Source organism: Blautia intestinihominis (assembly GCF_040096655.1).
GTDB lineage: Bacteria > Bacillota > Clostridia > Lachnospirales > Lachnospiraceae > Blautia_A > Blautia_A intestinihominis.
The window spans coordinates 1-17,709 of the sequence record NZ_JBBMEI010000065.1; the positions used below are offsets into that span (position 1 = coordinate 1).

Genomic DNA, 17,709 nt, shown 5'->3' on the forward strand with positions numbered 1-17,709 from the left:
GACGAAGAGGAAAAAGCGGATGCGGAAACAAATGATGAACCTGCCATGGAAAACAGCGGACAGGTAAGTGAAACGACCGATGAACCTGCCATGGAAAACAGCGGACAGGTAAGTGAAACGACCGATGATGGAATTACCTCTGACAACAACGGGTCTGTTTCATCTTATGAAAATCTGCCAGCAGGCGTACCATATACCAGTGGATTCACTACTACTTCCGGTGTAGCATCAATTGTAGCACCGGGTGGAGGAGATGAAGAATCCAGAGTTCTTTACGATAACGGAGATGGGACCTATTCTGATTATTATGGGAGCCGATACAGTTATCAGGGAGATGGAAACTGGGCAGATGCCAATGGAAATTCATATCGTACCTGGAATGACGAAGGTTATCATTTCGGAAACCAACTGGAACAGCATGAACTTCAGGGCAGTAACGGTACTGTTAATGTAATAGAAACAACAAACGGAGATTATTATTATTGTGACGCAGATGGGGTCGGATACACAGACAATGGTGACGGCACCTGGACGGATGAGAATGGGAACATCTATACAGAATAAAGGATTTGTCCGATCGATGCATATTCAAATGATATTATTTCAGAAGAGGTATTGTATATGACCTACAATTTAGTAGAAATTCAGAAAAGACAGGAATCTACTGACAAATTTGTTCAGAAAGTTGGTAAAACTTTATGGCATTACACTTCTTTTCCAGCCTTGGATGGAATTTTAAGGAAAAAAGAGATTTGGTTTGGCAGCGCAACGAATGTGAATGATGCAAAAGAAGTGATTGGGTTTATTGATAACCTGAAGCAGAACATTGAGAACGGTCTTACCCAAAACAATATAAAACCCAAATGTGATGTTGATAAAATATTTAAAGAAATATATGACAGAACATCGCAAAAACACCTTTTTATGTTCTGTTTGTCACAGGCATTAGACGATGCAGCTCAATGGGACCGCTATGCCGATTATGGACGTGGTGTTGCAATAGAATTCAATACCGAAGCATTGCACAACTTGTTATATTATCATGGGATGATCATTGGCGAACAGTATTATACTCAGGAGACCAGGGATCATGAATTATACAAATTATTGTCTTCATATATTTCCACTGGAATTCTGGAAGGATTTTCCAACTTAGATGGATTCATTGATAATTTAGCATTATGTGCCCTTATTCACAAACATCCTACATTTACTGCTGAAAAGGAAATCCGAATCGCACCATATTTTGTAACGGACAACGATTCTAATATCGAATACAAAACATTCAATATAATAAAAGAGTTCTACATTTTAGATTTACAAAAAGTCTTAGAAACAGAAAATATGCACAGGGAAGATATTATCAATTCAATTATTATCGGACCACGTTCATCCCAGAATCCAAAAGATTTGGAAAACTACTGCAGACATCTTGGATTGCATAAACTGGCTCAAAATATAAAAGTATCTGATTGTCCATTGCGTTAATAGATAAGAGGTTCCACTTACAGTGTGGAATCTCTTTTTCTGTCGAAACTCATCTATCGATTTTTGTTGTTGTCGGTTGCTTCATATAGTACACTGTCGTTATAATTATTAACCGGCAATGGAAAGAATGAGGAAATCGTATTGGATACCACAGATTACACTTCATGTGCAGAGATTGAAGAAGCAAAGAAAGCGTTTTTCGAAACCAAAAGGAATCGAAAAACGCTTTTTCATATATGACATATAAAAAAATGGAATCATAAACGATAGCATATTATTTGCGAATATCTACCAGTCCCTTTTTCAGTATATATTCCGAGAACTCATATGAAGCTCCGTCTCCAGTCACATTCAGATACAGATTTTTGAGGTCACTTTCATTTACGATCCAGGCCATGTTCAGTTGTACACTTTCGCCTGGTTTTATAGAGGAAATATAGTTTCCACCGTTGCCATAATTTTCAGAGACACTATAATATACCATTTCTCCAGTCTTTGCCACGCCGGTCCAACTAATGTAGTCATAACCATCGCCGGCCTGTTCTGTTGAAATGTAAAGCTGTACTTTTCCATTTTCTTTAGTCAGGGTCAGTAAAGCACCAAGATAAAGCATATGGTCGATTTCCTCATTTGAATGATTGGTATAGGTAACTGTAACATAGACCAGTTTCTGATTCACTTCCTCTGACTTCACAATTTCATCCAGGGAATCGATTCCGTCGCCAGATTTCACATAATTCAATGTGTTTGTAGCTAGCTTTCCATCAGCATCAATGGCTTCCGCCCATTCTTGTGGTATTTTGTCCGGATCGAGAAGCTGAAGATCATCAGAAATTTGAACAGAATCTACCTTTACAGAAATCGTTTTTTCCAGATATTCACCATTTGTGTTTTCACCAATCACATCCAGATCAAAGGTGTCACCAATTTGGTAAATGGGTAGTTTTTTCTCATTTACAGAAGTACTTATTTCATCATTATCATCTTCTGTTTTTTCAGATATCATCTCTCCGCTCCATGTAGGTAATCCGGCGGTCTTTACCATAGTCGTGTTTCCCTCAATCACCAGATTTTCTGCAACTTTTATGGCTTCATCCTTTGACACATCATCTCCGATGTAGATCATAAGCACACGATATAAATCCGGGCAGATAAGATAAATTCTCTGGTTAAGAGCCCCGTTTTCGGTAATGCTATTATATTTGAGATATATCCCCTGGTATTTTCCAAATGTACGCTCTTCACTATCAATAACATTCTGATCCTGTACTACCTGTCCCAGATCATTTTTATCCAACAGGACAAATGAAAAACTGAACCCGCCAGTCATGTCATGCTCAGGATATTGGAGATGGTACTCGTCAATCCAGCTCATGCCCTCCGGAACATATTTAGTAGACAGATCTACCTCTGGGACCTCATCTGGAAGTACGGTCTTCTTTGCTGCATCACCAGCATCAATTTTGACTGAAACACCATAAGAACCCTGTTTTTCCAAAAACCAGTGATACAGATTTACTCCTGCATATACTGCCGTGGAAACTGCCAGCACACACGCAGCTGCCACTGCGGCAACTTTCGGAGCTGTCCATCGTTTTCTTCTTCGCAGATTCGCCACTTTATTATCCGCCAGCTGCTTTGCCACCTCATTTTGAATCATATTATGGATAAAATCCGGTGTTTCGGGAATATCGTTTTTCATATCTTCTAATCTCATATTGACACCTCCTGTAATTCCTGCCTTAATTTTCCTCTTGCCCTTGCAAGTCTCTTTTGAACGGCACCTTCCGATATTTCAAGGATCTGGGCGATTTCTTTTACACTGAAATCTTCTATATAGTATAGAATAACGGGTAAACGCAGTTCCTCTTTTAAGGAATTTACGGCTGTATATAATTCACTGTAATTCTTTGTTTTTTCTGATTCCGGTTCCTGTCTGTCAGCTAGATTTTCCAATGGGATAAATTTACTGGATTTACGCACAAGACTGTAACATTCGTTGATTAAGATACGGATTAACCAGGTCCGGGCATAGTTATCGTTTTTTAATGTACCGACATTGGAAAAAGCCTTCACAATTGTTTCCTGAATAGCATCTGCACAGTCATAGTCACTAAATAAAATTGTTTTTGCAGTTGAGTATAATTGTCTTTCTGAATCTAGGATCAGAGATCCAAGTTGTTCCTTTGTCATTTAAACACCACCTCTTTTTTTGCCAGCCAGCATTTTCTTTACATCTATTAGACGTGCAGAAATCAAAAATATCCCTAATAATTTATTCTTTTTCTTATAAATGGACAAGTTCGTGGTTGTGCACAAAAAAATGTCTACTTTCAATAGTATTCCATAATGAATGAGATAACTACCAAAAAGATTAATCATTTGTTGGACATTCTTTCGCTCTCCGATGTGAAAAAGAAAAAAATCTCCAATCTGTCAAGCGGATTGAGGGCAAGGTTTGGAACTGCATAATTCCGACCTCAAAGCTGCCGGAATGTGAAATGCGGCTGCGCATTATCAATCAGCGAGGCGAAGATCACAATCAGGTTTCTATTCGTTATCTGTCCGAACACTTGGAAATTGATGAATCTGTTACAACGGAACCACGATTGGAAGATCTGTATCTGTGGTTGTTTCCGCAGACAGATTTGGAAAAGGAGGACAGATAATATGCGACCCCGGATAGGATCAAATCGGCTTTGGAAACTTATCAAAGCTGCGGTCGAGAATATGGGCCGGTCGAGGAAGATGGCTTTCATCTGGCTGTATATATTGAAAAAATCGTCCCGATCCGTCCCTTACTGAACGGTCTGTCCGAAGCGTTTGCTGATCCATTAACAGACATTGGTGCTGATTTAATGGATATTGACCCGAATGACATTAACGGAGCCTATTATGAAAAGTGCGCAAAACATTTACAGGATGTCATGCGGAACGAGCAAAGAGAAAACGAAACCGCACAGCAGAAAGCTCTTGAAAAATATTCAGAACTTGATACGCCATTTTATCTTCATTCTGGAATTTCTAAAGATGCCTTTGATTATATTGAGTTTTATATTTTGTTCCTTGCTATTTTGTGCGTGGCAATCGCAGTACCTACTTTCGCTGGAGAATATCAAACGGGCGGTGACAGCATCCTGCGAACCACCGAATACGGGCGTAAACAATTAGCAATTACCAAGATTCTGGCGGCATTTACACTTTGCGTTTACACAAACCTATGATGAATTTTACGGAAATATTGTAGCTAATAGCATTGTTTATGCGTTGAAAATATCTGAAAAATTGATGATAGTAGAAATATAATATTAAAATAAAAAATTGTTTTACTATAGAGAAATATATAGTATAATACAACCATAAGAAGTGATAAAAAATAACAAGTTGACCTAGCCAAACATAATAAGTTTTACTGTTGTGTTTGGCTTTTTTTATTTGATAGCCAGAGCGGGAAGTGAGGTGTCTGCAATGCTAATTTGTGTTATCTTTGATTTGGGAATGGCAGTGATTATGTTTTTATTCGGAATCTGCTTTGTAAAATCAAATGGAAAGGCCGCTGCATTTTTGTCTGGCTATAATATGAAATCTAAGGAAGAACGAAAACAGTATGATGAAAAAGAAATGTGCAGAGTATATGGAAATCGGATGATGTGGATGGCACTGCCATTTGTAGCCGGGGCAGCCATAGATTTATTATACAGTGGAATCGGGTGTCTGGCAGCGTGTGTAATATGGACCGTTCAATTTGTTTTATTGATGAAAGAACGTATGAAACGAGAAAAAATAGAAAAGAACATTTAGGCAAAAATTATATGCGAAAGAAGATATACAAGCTATCCAGGAACAGGATAATTCTCGGGAACAAGAGGAACTTTAATTACTTAAAGGAGATGATGTGAATATGAGATGTCCATATTGTGAAGGAAAAATGCGAAAGGGTCAGTTGCATGCGGTTGGTGCAGGGGCAGGACTGGAGTGGAAAGAAGGCTCTGAGAGTTTGCGGTTAAATACGGATCCAGAGTTGGCAGCAAGGATATCTGGAGACCGCATAGCTGCCTATAATTGTGATTTTTGCAGAAAGATTATTGTCCCTTACGAATATTGAGATTTTCAATTCTTTGAAAAATATGCTTTAAGTAGAGATGGGAACCAATTGAATTCGAATACGATTAATTGCGAGGAATCAGGCGATGAAGATAAAACGTGGAGATATTTACTATATAGAGTTGTATCTGGAACCTGGAAAAATTTCTGACCACAATAAAAGAAGCAATGGAACATTGTCATTTACCGGAGTGGAACTAATGGATGCTATTGTGTCAGCTGGGATGCCAGATATATATTTGAACAAGGCGAACAAAAGAAATCGTAAAGAGGAGATATATTTCAAAATTAAATTGTTTGAAACATATGTTGCTTTATTGCCAAACGGAGAACTTTTATTCGATCCTGCAAGAAAAGTCTATTTGGATAGTACAGAAATTGGTGCAATTAATTATTGGATTGGAATGATACTTATCACTGTACTGGGAAAGAAAAAATATGGTTATGAGTATATGGTTCACTTATCGATGATATCAAACTTTAGTTCACATCCACGCATAAAAAACATCGATTTTTTTCAGTTAATGGCAAAACTACATACAAATCACCGGATCTAATAGCAATAAACAATTCGAACCGTTATTATGGTGTTTTCGAATCAAAAGGTTATAGCGCTTATGATTCAAATGCTATGGAACGTGGTTATATTCAAGCAAAATCAATAGATAAGATAAATGGAAAACCTCCAAAAAATTCTTTAGTTGTAATGACCGTAACAGGAAAGAGAATAGAGATAACGGAAAAAGACCCAGAGGGTGGAATGGAACAGATTGAAGTCAATTTAAGTTTCCTGCAAATATATCATTATTTGCCGATTGTTGAGTTGATTGTGGAATTAGGCCCAGAGGAACAGGAAGACTGGACATTTGGTTCTCTCGTATATGAGGAAGAAAAGTATTCTATTGGAATTCCTACGGTTTTGTATAAGGAACTTCTGCCAATAGCAGAAGGTAAGGAAGAAAATTTACTGGATGAGTTTCTTGAAAAAATTTCTTCTAAGGAAACATATTTATTAGATATCGTTCCGGATGAGGCAAGGCAGCATATTCTTCATGTAAAATAGAAATATGGAACCTTAAATCTTTATCAACAAATTAATGTAGATGTGGGAGGAAAGGGATATGAAAAAAGAATATAAGGTACTTATTTGTATTCTGGCTTTGATATTCAGCATAGGTGCGACTTGCATAGGTTTTGGATTGATTGGGAGCTCTTCTATGAAATTTGGAATGAAATATGTGTGTGATTTCGTTTTTCTGATGCAAACAATAGCTACATGCTGGGTTGTTATAGAATTGCTCAAAAAGTAAGCTTATTAGAGGGCTTTGAGTAAGTACCAGTATCTGACATATGAGAGGAAGGCACTGTTATGGATGGTATAAGCAGCAGGAAATTAACATGGGAAATTTGCATCGTTGGAATTGCGATTGCGATAATAAGCTTCTTTTTCTTACCGGAGATTATTCCCGTTCACTTTGCTGGGAATGGAGTCGCAGATGACTTTGGCAATAAGATAGAAATTTTTTTAATGCCGATACTCCTTCTGGCTGTTACAATCTTGAGTGGTATAAAAAGTATAAAGTATGTTCTGATGCATTCGAAGACTTGGCTAACAGTTGGTCAATATAACCTGATGATTGATTGTGTTTTAGGAATTATATTGATCGCAGAAATTTTTATGATTTATGCTTCGTTTGTTTAAAGGCTGATCTATAAATAAAGAAGCAGATATATGGCAGTTTCTGGTTCATTGGGCAGGCTGTTTTATATCAAAGTGTGAAGAGGAGCTGGTTCATGATGAAAAAAGTAATTCCAATTATTTTATTTACGGTATCAGCAATATTGCTTTCTGCATGTGGCAGAAAAGAAGAACTGTACGAGATTCCTGACCTGTCACAGTACAAGACAGATTATGTAGGAGATTCTTCGAATGTTATAAATATTGTAAGTGGGCAAGAGTATCCGGAAGGATATTCTTATGATAGCATACAGATACAGTCTGAAACGAAGCCTTATGGATTAACAGTATTTCTAAAAGTTGAGCCGTCTGCAGTTAAGATTGAAGATGAATTGCAAGTTAATGCGGATATGACATTTGATTTGATTGGTAATTTGGAAACACTTGATTATAAAATAGCGGATAGCAAGGAAATCATTGCATCGTATGAACGGTAGATCATTCAGTGGTTAATATTTTGTCTGCTATTATGTAGTAAGAAAAATAGGAAAGCGAAATATATATTTGGAGGACAGCAATGAGAAAATGCGAAAAGTGTGGAACAGTCATGAGAGCGGATTTAAGACTTAAAGTTAATGGCGGTGGCTATGGGATCGTTGTAGATGTAGATGAAAAACAAAAAACGACAACTATAGATGATGTTAAAGTTGCAGTCAGTCCAGAGTGTGGACATACAGAAATGTATTTAGAGGATTTAACTAAATTGAAGTAAAATTAGATATGATTGAAACAGGATAAAAAATTTTGATGGAATGCTTGTGGAGAAAATAAATATGAAAAAACTTAATTATACAGAAGATTTATTGAGAGTTATCTTCTTTTGGATAGGAACATTCTTTCTTGTTTCCGGTATCTTAAGTTTTCTTGGGATATTAAAACCAGCAGTAAACTCAGGTATTCAGAATCCAGATATGTTGGGAACTGTGTTTTCTATAACGGGGGTGCTTTTGTGTATAATAAGTGCTGCTCTTGGAATTTATACTGCAAAGCTTGATAAATTACATTTACAATTAATCGAAAATGGTACAAAAGTGAAGGGCTTGGTAGAAAAAGTATATTTGCAAAAATACACAAGATATAGAAGACAGATTCCATACAGGATTCTATATAGTTTTACATATCATGATAAAGTGTATTATCATAAAAGCCGTTTGGTATGGGAAAAGCCGGATCTTAAGAAAGGCGACTTGATTACCGTATATGTAAATAATCTTGGTAAATCAACAGTTTATAATTGCAATGAAGCGGTCTGATATCTAGCCTCTATATTTCGGAAAAATACTGCACGATCTGTGGTTTACAGAAGAGCAGCTTCAAAGAATGCTGAGGATGAAAAATGCAAATCCATCAGATGTATGGAAATTCAGAGATTATTAATTGGACAAATTGAAAGCTGAAAGGAAAACTGCCTATCCGTTTTCAGCATTGGCGGATCCGTCTGCTAATAAGTGGTTTAAAAATCAAAAAACGTGGTAAGAGTATTTTCATAATTCTGTTCAATTTTGTCTATGTTTTCGAGAATCCTGTTCATGTACAAATGCAACTAAATTAGAGTATAATAAGGGAAACCATTGAAACTGGGTTTCCGTAAAGGACATTCCTGTGATGGCAGGAATGTCCTTTACATATAGCGGTAAATTCTGAAGTAGTTGGCATAGAAGTTCATGAGGTAGTTGACGTATGCTTTAAATCTTTTCATTTCGTTTTCCTCCTTTCTTTATCTTACAAGCACATTATAATATCAGAAGACGTTTACTACTTGCCAAATGAGAAGAAAAAGTAGACAAAACTTGCAGGAGATTAATTGGAATGTACTGGTAAGAGCATCACAGACATTTGCCTGGATGCAGGAGTTGAGAGCCAAAGGACATTTAACCGGGTATCTCGTGAAAGATATAAAGTAACGTCAAGGGAATACCGGAATTTTTATCGTGAACAACATATAAGTCAGACCCAGGATGAAATATCTGGAATGGAGAAATAGGATGGCATTTATAATCTGTGTAGCAGCACTCATAATCATGATGTTTGTATTTACCCAAATGTTGTTAAGTTTCAGCAATAACAGTAGTGCGGCAGTTGAATCTGTTGATGCGACTGTAGTTGAAAAGAAGCAAGGAATCTATACCCATATGCAGTCTGAAGCACATGTACCTTGGTTTCGCGTTGTATTTGAGATGACAGATGGAAGTTTGATGGAATTTCAAATGCAACAGGGAGATTTTCGTGAATTGGAAAAAGGCGATCGAGGTATGCTGACTTATCAGGGAAATCGGTATATATGTTACCAAAAATATAAATTTAAAAGTGAAGCACAGGAGGAAGAAAATGTTAAGTGAAAGCATTGCAAAACTGGTACAGTATGGGATTACAACAGGTCTGACACCGGAATGTGAAAGAAACTACACAACAAATCTTCTGCTGGATGTTTTTCATGAAGATGATTATGAAAAACCGGACAACATTGAGGAACCTGTTAATCTTGAAGAAACATTGGACGAATTGCTGGATGAAGCCGTAAAAAGAGGTCTGATCGAGGACAGTATTGTATACCGGGATTTATTTGATACCAGATTGATGAACTGTCTGATGCCACGTCCGGGTCAGGTACAAAAAGAATTCTGGGACAAATATGCAGAAAGCCCAAAGGAAGCAACCGATTATTTCTATAAACTGAGTCAGGACAGCAATTATATCCGCAGATATCGCGTAGAGAAGGATCAAAAGTGGAAGGTAGACAGTCCATACGGTGAGATTGATATTACCATCAATTTGTCCAAACCGGAAAAAGATCCAAAAGCAATTGCCGCGGCAAGGAATGTAAAATCCGGAAGCTATCCGAAATGTCTTCTTTGCCCGGAAAATGAAGGATATGCGGGACGTGTTAATCATCCGGCAAGGCAGAACCACAGGATTATTCCGATCATGATCAATGATACTCCTTGGGGCTTCCAGTATTCTCCGTATGTGTATTACAATGAGCATTGTATTGTATTTAACTGCCAGCATACTCCAATGAAAATCGAGAGAAATGCATTCATTAAACTGTTTGATTTTGTAAAACTGTTTCCGCATTATTTCCTTGGATCTAATGCAGACCTGCCAATCGTAGGTGGTTCGATCCTAAGCCATGATCATTTCCAGGGCGGACATTACACATTTGCAATGGCAAAAGCACCAATTGAGCAGCATGTAATACTTCCGGGATTTGAAGATGTAGAGGCTGGAATTGTAAAATGGCCATTATCTGTGCTTCGTATTCGCCATAAAGATTCCAACCGTTTGGTAGATCTGGCAACACATGTGTTGGAAGTATGGAGAGGCTATACCGATGAAGAAGCATTTATTTATGCTGAGACCAATGGAGAACCACATAATACAATTACACCAATTGCACGTAAAGTAGGTGATACCTACGAACTAGATCTAACATTAAGGAACAACATTACAACAGAAGAACATCCGCTGGGTGTGTATCATCCGCATGCAGAATATCATCATATTAAGAAAGAAAATATCGGTCTGATCGAAGTTATGGGACTTGCAGTTCTTCCGGCCAGATTAAAAGGTGAGATGGAACTTTTGGAAGAGTATATTCTCGAAGGCAAAGATATTTCTTCAAATGAACAGATTGAGAAACATGCAGAGTGGGTTAAGAAGTTTCTTCCGAAATATCCGGAAATCACAAAAGAAAACATCCATGGCATTCTTCAGAAAGAGATTGGAATCGTATTTACCCATGTTCTGGAAGATGCAGGAGTATACAAATGTACGACCGAGGGAAGAGAAGCATTCATGCGTTTTCTTGAAACATTATAAAAATTGAAATAAAAGGATTTTTTGGGAAATGGGAGGTAAGTGAAACCTCCCATTTTTTTAGAGCAGCTACTCTTAAGAAGCATGGATCGGGCAGTTGCATTATACGAAAGTATGGAATTGTGGGGATTCCATGGGGAATTTTATTATGCAGAGAAAGAATATAACAAACTTGCCATATCAGTAAAGGAGAACAGGTGGGTCTGATCGGAGCCAATGGTGCAGGGAAGTCTACGCTAATGAAGGCAATGCTGGGACTGATCCATGCAAAGGGAAAGATCATTGCAACCCATGATCTGGATCTGGTACTGGAAACCTGTGACCGGGTATTGGTTTTAAACCAAGGGAAATTGGTAGCGGATGGATCTGTGCAGGACATTTTATGGAACCGGAAACTCTTGGAAAAATACAACTTAGAGCTGCCGTTTTGCTTGGCAGGAGTTCCTGAACGTTTCTCGGAAAAAGAGGTTGAAGTGTCCAAGACCATGGAAGTGAATGGAAAAAGGGCATTCGGGTATGATGAAGCGATTTTGTATAGAAGAAAATAGGTGAGATCTGATTAGGTGCTGTCGTGAATCAGGCAAGAATGAAAAATCCCTGACCGGTCACGGCAGCCCCTTTTTTCCTGTTTTCAGGGTTCTGTTCACAGAGAAAAAGGAAAGTGTCTGAAAATACCCAAAAAGTGCTAAATATGAGATAAATGATGATGCGGTGTTTCTATCCGTAAAAGAACAGAAGAAAAATGTTTTGTAGAAATCAGCTTACTGTTTGTAAAAGAAAATGTTTTTTTCAGCAGCCCTGGTTATTTTTTATTAAATCGGAGATATTAAAATCAGACGATTTAAAAAATTTGTCTGAATGCTGTTTATCGTTAAAAACAGGGGGCATGGATGGGAAAAAGAAAAGAGATAACCGGTAAGGATAATGGAAAGAAAAAAATGTGGATAATAATCACTGTCATCATAGTGTTCTTTGCTATGGCTGGCTATGCAGGAATGTCTTATTACTATTCAGACAGATTTTTTCGGGGAACAACGATCAATGGAATTAACTGTTCTGGAAAAACATCGGAAGAGGCAGAACAGGCGGTTGCTAAAAAAGCAGAGGACTATCTGCTGGAAGTAAAGGCAAGAAATCTGAAAGCACAGAGTATCAATGGAAAATTGATCGGATATCGTTATGTTTCGGATGGCAGTATTTCCCAATATCTGGATGAACAAAAACCATATAAATGGGTTCGGGGATTTTGGAAAAAGCAAAATTATACAGCCAAGGAAAATATGACCTATGATAAAGTGAAGTTAAAAGAACAGCTGGAAAAACTGGAATGTGTAAAAAAAGAGAATCAGACAGCACCAGAAGATGCTTATGTAGCTTATAAAGATTCGAAGTTTGAAATCGTACCGGAAACGGAAGGGAATACCCTGGATTTCAATGGAGCTTATCAGGCACTGTCAGAAGCGGTTACTGACAAAAAAAGAACCATTGATCTGAATAGTTGTCCGGCTGTTTATGTAAAAGCGGCAGTAATGAAAGATGATCCAGATCTTAAAAATTCATTGGAAGAATGCCAAAATCTGATCCGGACCAAAATCGTATATATATTTGGAGAAGAAACGGTAACATTGGAGGGAGACGAGATCAGAAACTGGCTTATTTTTGATGAAAGAGGAAAGCTGCAAAAAAATGAGGATGAACTGAGACAGTGTGTGGCAGAATATGTGGCACAGCTGGCTGCCACACATGATACCGTAAATACAGAGAGGAAATTTTGTACAACAAACGGACGTACTGTTCAGGTGTATAGTTCCGTTTATGGATGGAAGATCGATCAGGAAAAGGAAATAGAAACCATTATGCAGGAAATGATTGCAGGAGTACAGATAAACCGGGAACCGGTATACGCTATGCGGGCAAATGCACGGGGAATGAATGATATAGGCAGCACGTATATTGAAGTGGACCTGTCTGCACAGCATTTATATTACTATCAGGATGGCTCGATCATTTTGGAATCGGATATTGTGTCAGGAAATATGCAATATGCAGAACGGCAGACACCACCGGGAATTTTTCAACTGTATTACAAGAAAAGTCCATCTGTGCTAAAAGGAAAGATGTTGGAAAATGGGAAATATGAATATGAAAGACCAGTAACTTACTGGATGCCTTTTAATGGGGGGATTGGATTTCATGATGCTTCATGGCAGCCATACTTTGGAGGAAATCGTTTCCGAGAAGGTGGTGGATCCCATGGATGCATTAATCTTCCGGCGGACAAAGCGGCAAAACTTTATAATAGGATAGACGAAAGTGTGCCGATTGTCTGTTTTTATTAAAAATGGGCAGGATATATAGTTTTATATAGAGGTTTGTTTATAAAATGGAAGATCTTAAATGGTCTTCTGTTTTTTTATAATTATCAGCAATAATTTCATGGAAGAAAAGTGTGTATGTTCCGTCCAGATATGGAAAGAAGTCTTTGACCATTTTGACCGGTAAGCGAAAAAAATCGAGATAAATGAGATCTATTCGATTGATGAAGACGCAAAGGAACCCTTGCAGGAGAAGATCAAGAGGATGCTGGTTACAGAAGCAAAACGAATGGCAGTGTATTAAAATTAGGTGGATGTAATTGAGGAAAAAATATGATATCATGTTAGTGACAAAACGAAAATTATGGAGGAATAGAGTGTGAAAAAATGCAAATATTGTGGCAAAAAACTCAATGATAATTTTGAATTTTGTAACAGTAAATGTGAAAATTGTTATGAAAAGATGATGGATAAAGACAGCCATAAAATCAAGTATTTTACATTAGGCATTATTTTGGGATTCTTAGTTATGTTTTATGGCATTATTTCTAACAATAATGTCTTTATAATAGGAATTGGGATTATAGTAATGGGTATAGATGTTGTTTTATTGCCATTTACAACTCCTGAAACAATTAATTTTCTAGGATATCAAAAGTCAAAATTCGCAGGAAGAATATCAGGCATATTGCTTATAGCAGTTGGAGTATGGATGTGTTTTATTCAATGATAAATCCCAGCCTGCAAAATTGAAAATAAATTGAAAGTCACGAAATCGGAGGAGTTAATGATTATGTGGAATGAATTAGGCTTAAGCGGGGGAACCGCAATTATTATTTTGATTGCGCTGTATTTCGTCATCAAATGGGCAGTGAAAAATGGAATCAAAGAAGCCTACAGTGCCATTACTGGAAAGAAAACGGAAGAAGATGTCAGAAACGAAAAAGAATTGAAAGAACTCGGATTTGAGTTAGAAGATAAATAAAAGTTTGGAGAATTGAGAAAATCGGGATTTGGAGGAGATTCTTATTTATGAAAAAAGGGATAAACAAATCAATTTTATTTTACATTGCATCAGTTCTGTTTTTCATAGCGTCAGCTATTGGCTTTACGAGTGGAAATGAAAGTTCTATGGCTATAGTATGGTTATGTCTTGGTTCTTCATTTCTTTGCTTGGGTTCGACTCATAAGAAAAAGGAAAACAATACAGATGATAAATAATTTCCTGCTTGTATTGTTGGAAAATCGGGATTCATAGAGTTCTTTTGTGATTTGCAACTGCTGGTTGACAGATTTACAGCCCGGAATGGTGGAATGCAAACAGCAAAACTGTTATATTGAGCTCATAAAATCTGCAAAAGGAGAAAAAAATGATTTTAGCTGATAAGATTACAGAGGAAAGAAAAAAGAATGGATGGTCACAGGAAGAACTAGCCAATCAGTTGGGCGTATCCAGACAGGCAGTATCTAAGTGGGAAAGTGCAGGAGCTGTTCCAGATTTGCAAAGAATTTTACAGATGTCGGAGCTATTTTGTGTTAGTACAGATTACCTATTAAAAGATGAAATGAAAGCAGAAAATATCACCTATCACGAAAGTACTGAAAGCTATGCAGAACCGTTGAAAAAAGTAACTATGGAGAATGCAAATGAATTTCTTGACATGAAAAGAAATGGATCCAAAGTAGTGGCAAACGCAACAAGTATGTGTATCTCAAGTCCAATATTATTGATTGTTCTTGTGACAATGGCAGAAGATGACGTATTTCATGTTTCGGAATCTCTGGCAACAGTATTTGGATGTGTTATTCTGCTTGGAATGGTTGCGGCAGCCGTCTTTTTGTTTATTACATATGGAATGCGAGAATCACATATGGAACATTTTGAAAAAGAATGCTTTGAAACAGAGTATGGTGTATCTGGAATAGTACGAGAAAAAAAAGATTCCTATGAACCGATTTTTATCAGAGGAACAGCTGTTGGGGTAGTGCTTTGTATACTGGCAGTGATTCCGACAATTATTGCCGGAGCCATGGAAACGTCTGACTATTGTTGCGGCCTTTCCGTTGGATTGCTGCTGTTCATACTTGCAATAGGAGTGAATCTGTTGGTTCGTGTTGGGATGGTAAAAAGCAGTTACGATACCCTTCTTCAGGAAGGCGAATATACAAAAGAAGAAAAACTGTTTAAGAAAAAGACTGACACGTTTTCTGGTGTATATTGGTGCTTGATTACAGCGATTTACCTTGCATGGAGCTTCTGGACGATGAGCTGGGATATTACATGGATTGTATGGCCGGTTGCTGGTGTTTTGTTTGCAGCATTGCTTGGTGTGGTAAAAATGGTATTAAAGAATGACAGTGAAACTCAGCACTATATTTAAGATGGAGTTAAGTTTTTTTTCGCATATTATACGCATCCAGAACTTCCAGTTGACCGAGCTATTTAGAGCGAATGATGCTTCTTGTCCAAAGAGCAAGAAAAGGTAGATTAGAAAGTGTTTTTTACAGGCAGGTGATTAGATGAATGATCAATTTTTACAAGGAGTATTATTCGATTGGAATAGAATTGATAACGATAGTTATTTAAAGAGAATTAAGGCTTTTAAAGGGATTGAAAAACTTGTTTTCAATAAACCAATTACCTTTTTTGTCGGAGAAAATGGCAGTGGTAAATCTACTTTATTGGAGGCACTTGCTGTAGCACATGGTTTTAATCCGGAGGGTGGAACAAAGAATTATGTTTTTTCTACGCATGATACACATTCAGAATTGTGTGATGCGATAAGAATTTCCAAAGGCTATCGGAAGGAAAAGTGGGGTTATTTTCTTAGGGCTGAAAGTTTTTATAATGTTGCAACGAAGGAAGAAGAATATGCGGATCTCACACATCCTTCCGCTAAATATCATGAAAAATCACATGGAGAGAGTTTTCTCGCATTGGCACAGAATAATTTGCGTCCAAATGGCTTGTATCTTTTTGACGAACCGGAAGCTGCATTATCCCCACAGAGACAGCTTACATTGTTGATGCAAATATATAGTTGTGCAAAAGAGGGAGCACAGTTTATTATAGTTACGCATTCGCCAATTTTGTTAGGAATACCTGATGCAGATATCTATTGTTTTGATGATGGACGAATACATTTATGCGAATATGAAGAAACAGAGAGCTATCGGATAACAGAAATGTTCATAAACAACAGGCAGATGCTGTTGGATAAATTGCTAACAGATTAGATAATAAAGGAATCGACGGATTCAAGTTTGTGAAATTAAGAAAATCTGGATTGTAGAGGAAAATATTACATGAAGAAATTAGTATTGGTATCATTAAAAACGTTTGCCTTTTTTGTAGGCTGGGCTATATGTGTTTCAATTTTGCCTATACCAGATACAAAAAGTGCGGCAGTCTGGAGATTTTGGGCAGAATTGATTCCATTATTGTCAGTTATTGGTTTTACAATTATTTTCAGCTTTTATCAATAGCGTTATGCAGGAAGTGTTAGTTCGTGGTTACTTGTATCAGATGATAAAAAATAATTACAACATCGTTGTCGCTGTCCTTATATCTACCGGATTATTTACATTTGCACATGGTGGGGCTTTTGAAGCAGGAATACTTCCTGTACTAAACGTTATAACAATGAGTCTTTTCGTGACGGCAGTTTTGGAATACACGGAATCCTTAGTTGCTCCGATCGTAATCCATTTTTTATGGAATGGAGTTGGTGCAATTATTTTGGGTGGAGTATCATTAGCAGAAGATTATCCGCATTTGTTCAACATGGTAATTAGTGGAAATTCAATTTTGTCGGGTGGCAGCTGTAAAATTGAAGGTAGTATAGTTGTACTGTTTATGAACTTGATTTTAATGTTTGGATTCGTAATGGCAAAAAAGATAAGGGACAAAAATCTATAATTTCAGTTTTATTGTACTTTTCTAATTTGAGACACACTGTGCCCTGAATTGAGCTGGTCACATTATCGTGCCCTGATGCGTATAAATGATGAGAAAACAAGAACAAATGCAATGTAGACTTGGGATATAAAAAACTATACTATAGAAAAGCGTTAGAGGTGGCAACGGGAATGAAAAATAAAATTTTGGTGATAGAAGATGACCGTGCAATTTCAGAATTGCTGTGCATGAACCTGGAGGCAGCAGGGTATGAGACTGTGGCAGCGTATGATGGGGAAGAAGCCCAGAGGCTGCTCTTATGGCAGGAGGAGGCGGACCTGGCAGTAGTG

25 protein-coding genes and 3 pseudogenes are annotated in these 17,709 nt (G+C 37.4%); 26 read left to right on the top strand and 2 right to left on the bottom strand.

The genetic code is table 11. The annotated features are described in order from the left end of the window. A pseudogene (locus tag WMO75_RS15360) lies at window positions 1-564 on the top strand (M56 family metallopeptidase); the annotation flags it as partial. Window positions 565-621: 57 nt separating this feature from the next. Further along, window positions 622-1,488, top strand: a complete 867-nt coding sequence (locus tag WMO75_RS15365; protein ID WP_117594013.1) for a DUF2971 domain-containing protein — start codon at window positions 622-624, stop codon at window positions 1,486-1,488. Window positions 1,489-1,762: 274 nt separating this feature from the next. Here WMO75_RS15365 and WMO75_RS15370 read toward each other — a convergent pair whose 3' ends face one another. Then, window positions 1,763-3,205: a DUF4367 domain-containing protein gene (locus tag WMO75_RS15370; RefSeq protein WP_117594015.1), complete on the bottom strand. Its 1,443-nt coding sequence runs from the start codon at window positions 3,203-3,205 to the stop codon at window positions 1,763-1,765. Further along, window positions 3,202-3,681, bottom strand: a complete 480-nt coding sequence (locus WMO75_RS15375) for a sigma-70 family RNA polymerase sigma factor (RefSeq protein WP_059085784.1) — start codon at window positions 3,679-3,681, stop codon at window positions 3,202-3,204. Before WMO75_RS15375 ends, WMO75_RS15370 begins: the two co-directional genes overlap by 4 nt. Before the next feature lie 308 nt (window positions 3,682-3,989). Between WMO75_RS15375 and WMO75_RS15380 the strand changes: the two genes are divergently transcribed. The 24 genes and pseudogenes from WMO75_RS15380 to WMO75_RS15485 all read left to right on the top strand — a co-directional run bounded on the left by WMO75_RS15380 (window position 3,990) and on the right by WMO75_RS15485 (window position 17,380). Next, window positions 3,990-4,157: a hypothetical protein gene (locus tag WMO75_RS15380; protein WP_242859014.1), complete on the top strand. Its 168-nt coding sequence runs from the start codon at window positions 3,990-3,992 to the stop codon at window positions 4,155-4,157. A 30-nt stretch (window positions 4,158-4,187) separates the two neighbouring features. Beyond that, a complete protein-coding gene (locus tag WMO75_RS15385; protein WP_226844624.1) occupies window positions 4,188-4,712 on the top strand; it encodes an ABC transporter permease in 525 nt (174 codons plus the stop codon). A 244-nt stretch (window positions 4,713-4,956) separates the two neighbouring features. Beyond that, a complete protein-coding gene (locus WMO75_RS15390) occupies window positions 4,957-5,289 on the top strand; it encodes a DUF3784 domain-containing protein (RefSeq protein WP_055056119.1) in 333 nt (110 codons plus the stop codon). A gap of 100 nt (window positions 5,290-5,389) precedes the next feature. Then, on the top strand, window positions 5,390-5,593 hold the full coding sequence (locus tag WMO75_RS19995; RefSeq protein ID WP_055056118.1) for a PF20097 family protein: 204 nt from the start codon (window positions 5,390-5,392) through the stop codon (window positions 5,591-5,593). A gap of 85 nt (window positions 5,594-5,678) precedes the next feature. Further along, window positions 5,679-6,149 (top strand): hypothetical protein, encoded by a 471-nt coding sequence (locus tag WMO75_RS15395; RefSeq protein WP_349078430.1) that lies wholly within the window; start codon window positions 5,679-5,681, stop codon window positions 6,147-6,149. Window positions 6,150-6,223: 74 nt separating this feature from the next. Then, complete coding sequence (locus WMO75_RS15400) at window positions 6,224-6,655, top strand: hypothetical protein (RefSeq protein WP_349078432.1); 432 nt, start codon at window positions 6,224-6,226, stop codon at window positions 6,653-6,655. Window positions 6,656-6,713: 58 nt separating this feature from the next. Further along, window positions 6,714-6,902: a hypothetical protein gene (locus tag WMO75_RS15405; protein ID WP_055056116.1), complete on the top strand. Its 189-nt coding sequence runs from the start codon at window positions 6,714-6,716 to the stop codon at window positions 6,900-6,902. Window positions 6,903-6,961: 59 nt separating this feature from the next. Further along, window positions 6,962-7,294 carry a DUF1648 domain-containing protein gene (locus WMO75_RS15410; protein WP_117594017.1) on the top strand — a complete coding sequence of 111 codons (333 nt, stop codon included), beginning with the start codon at window positions 6,962-6,964 and terminating at the stop codon, window positions 7,292-7,294. 92 nt (window positions 7,295-7,386) lie between these two features. Further along, a complete protein-coding gene (locus WMO75_RS15415) occupies window positions 7,387-7,767 on the top strand; it encodes a DUF4825 domain-containing protein (RefSeq protein ID WP_055056114.1) in 381 nt (126 codons plus the stop codon). Between the two features lie 80 nt (window positions 7,768-7,847). Beyond that, window positions 7,848-8,042, top strand: coding sequence for a nucleic acid-binding protein (locus WMO75_RS15420; RefSeq protein ID WP_117594019.1), 195 nt, complete (start codon window positions 7,848-7,850; stop codon window positions 8,040-8,042). Window positions 8,043-8,103: 61 nt separating this feature from the next. After that, window positions 8,104-8,583, top strand: coding sequence for a hypothetical protein (locus tag WMO75_RS15425; protein WP_059085791.1), 480 nt, complete (start codon window positions 8,104-8,106; stop codon window positions 8,581-8,583). Between the two features lie 28 nt (window positions 8,584-8,611). After that, complete coding sequence (locus tag WMO75_RS20000) at window positions 8,612-8,707, top strand: hypothetical protein (protein WP_179963059.1); 96 nt, start codon at window positions 8,612-8,614, stop codon at window positions 8,705-8,707. Between the two features lie 427 nt (window positions 8,708-9,134). Then, window positions 9,135-9,314, top strand: a pseudogene (locus WMO75_RS15430) (AraC family transcriptional regulator); the annotation flags it as partial. Between the two features lies 1 nt (window position 9,315). Then, window positions 9,316-9,669: a DUF2500 family protein gene (locus WMO75_RS15435; protein ID WP_187300009.1), complete on the top strand. Its 354-nt coding sequence runs from the start codon at window positions 9,316-9,318 to the stop codon at window positions 9,667-9,669. Beyond that, window positions 9,659-11,149: a UDP-glucose--hexose-1-phosphate uridylyltransferase gene (gene galT / locus WMO75_RS15440; protein WP_117594023.1), complete on the top strand. Its 1,491-nt coding sequence runs from the start codon at window positions 9,659-9,661 to the stop codon at window positions 11,147-11,149. The genes WMO75_RS15435 and galT overlap by 11 nt, the downstream gene beginning before the upstream one ends. Window positions 11,150-11,325: 176 nt before the next feature. Then, window positions 11,326-11,481: pseudogene (locus WMO75_RS15445) on the top strand (ATP-binding cassette domain-containing protein); the annotation flags it as partial. Window positions 11,482-12,036: 555 nt separating this feature from the next. Next, window positions 12,037-13,485, top strand: a complete 1,449-nt coding sequence (locus tag WMO75_RS15450) for a L,D-transpeptidase family protein (RefSeq protein WP_227222743.1) — start codon at window positions 12,037-12,039, stop codon at window positions 13,483-13,485. Window positions 13,486-13,840: 355 nt separating this feature from the next. Continuing rightward, window positions 13,841-14,191 (top strand): DUF2116 family Zn-ribbon domain-containing protein, encoded by a 351-nt coding sequence (locus WMO75_RS15455; protein ID WP_021651963.1) that lies wholly within the window; start codon window positions 13,841-13,843, stop codon window positions 14,189-14,191. A 63-nt stretch (window positions 14,192-14,254) separates the two neighbouring features. Beyond that, the gene (locus WMO75_RS15460; RefSeq protein ID WP_059085796.1) at window positions 14,255-14,446 is read left to right on the top strand and encodes a DUF6019 family protein; all 192 of its coding nucleotides are present in this window, start codon (window positions 14,255-14,257) and stop codon (window positions 14,444-14,446) included. Window positions 14,447-14,493: 47 nt separating this feature from the next. After that, complete coding sequence (locus WMO75_RS15465; RefSeq protein ID WP_005342828.1) at window positions 14,494-14,682, top strand: hypothetical protein; 189 nt, start codon at window positions 14,494-14,496, stop codon at window positions 14,680-14,682. 149 nt (window positions 14,683-14,831) lie between these two features. Continuing rightward, a complete protein-coding gene (locus WMO75_RS15470) occupies window positions 14,832-15,842 on the top strand; it encodes a helix-turn-helix domain-containing protein (RefSeq protein ID WP_227222744.1) in 1,011 nt (336 codons plus the stop codon). Between the two features lie 139 nt (window positions 15,843-15,981). Then, complete coding sequence (locus WMO75_RS15475; RefSeq protein ID WP_117593977.1) at window positions 15,982-16,698, top strand: AAA family ATPase; 717 nt, start codon at window positions 15,982-15,984, stop codon at window positions 16,696-16,698. 69 nt (window positions 16,699-16,767) lie between these two features. After that, entirely contained in the window at window positions 16,768-16,947 is a 180-nt protein-coding gene (locus WMO75_RS15480) for a hypothetical protein (protein ID WP_330655296.1), read from the top strand. A gap of 4 nt (window positions 16,948-16,951) precedes the next feature. Further along, window positions 16,952-17,380 carry a CPBP family intramembrane glutamic endopeptidase gene (locus WMO75_RS15485; protein WP_330637471.1) on the top strand — a complete coding sequence of 143 codons (429 nt, stop codon included), beginning with the start codon at window positions 16,952-16,954 and terminating at the stop codon, window positions 17,378-17,380. Window positions 17,381-17,709 lie beyond the last annotated feature (329 nt).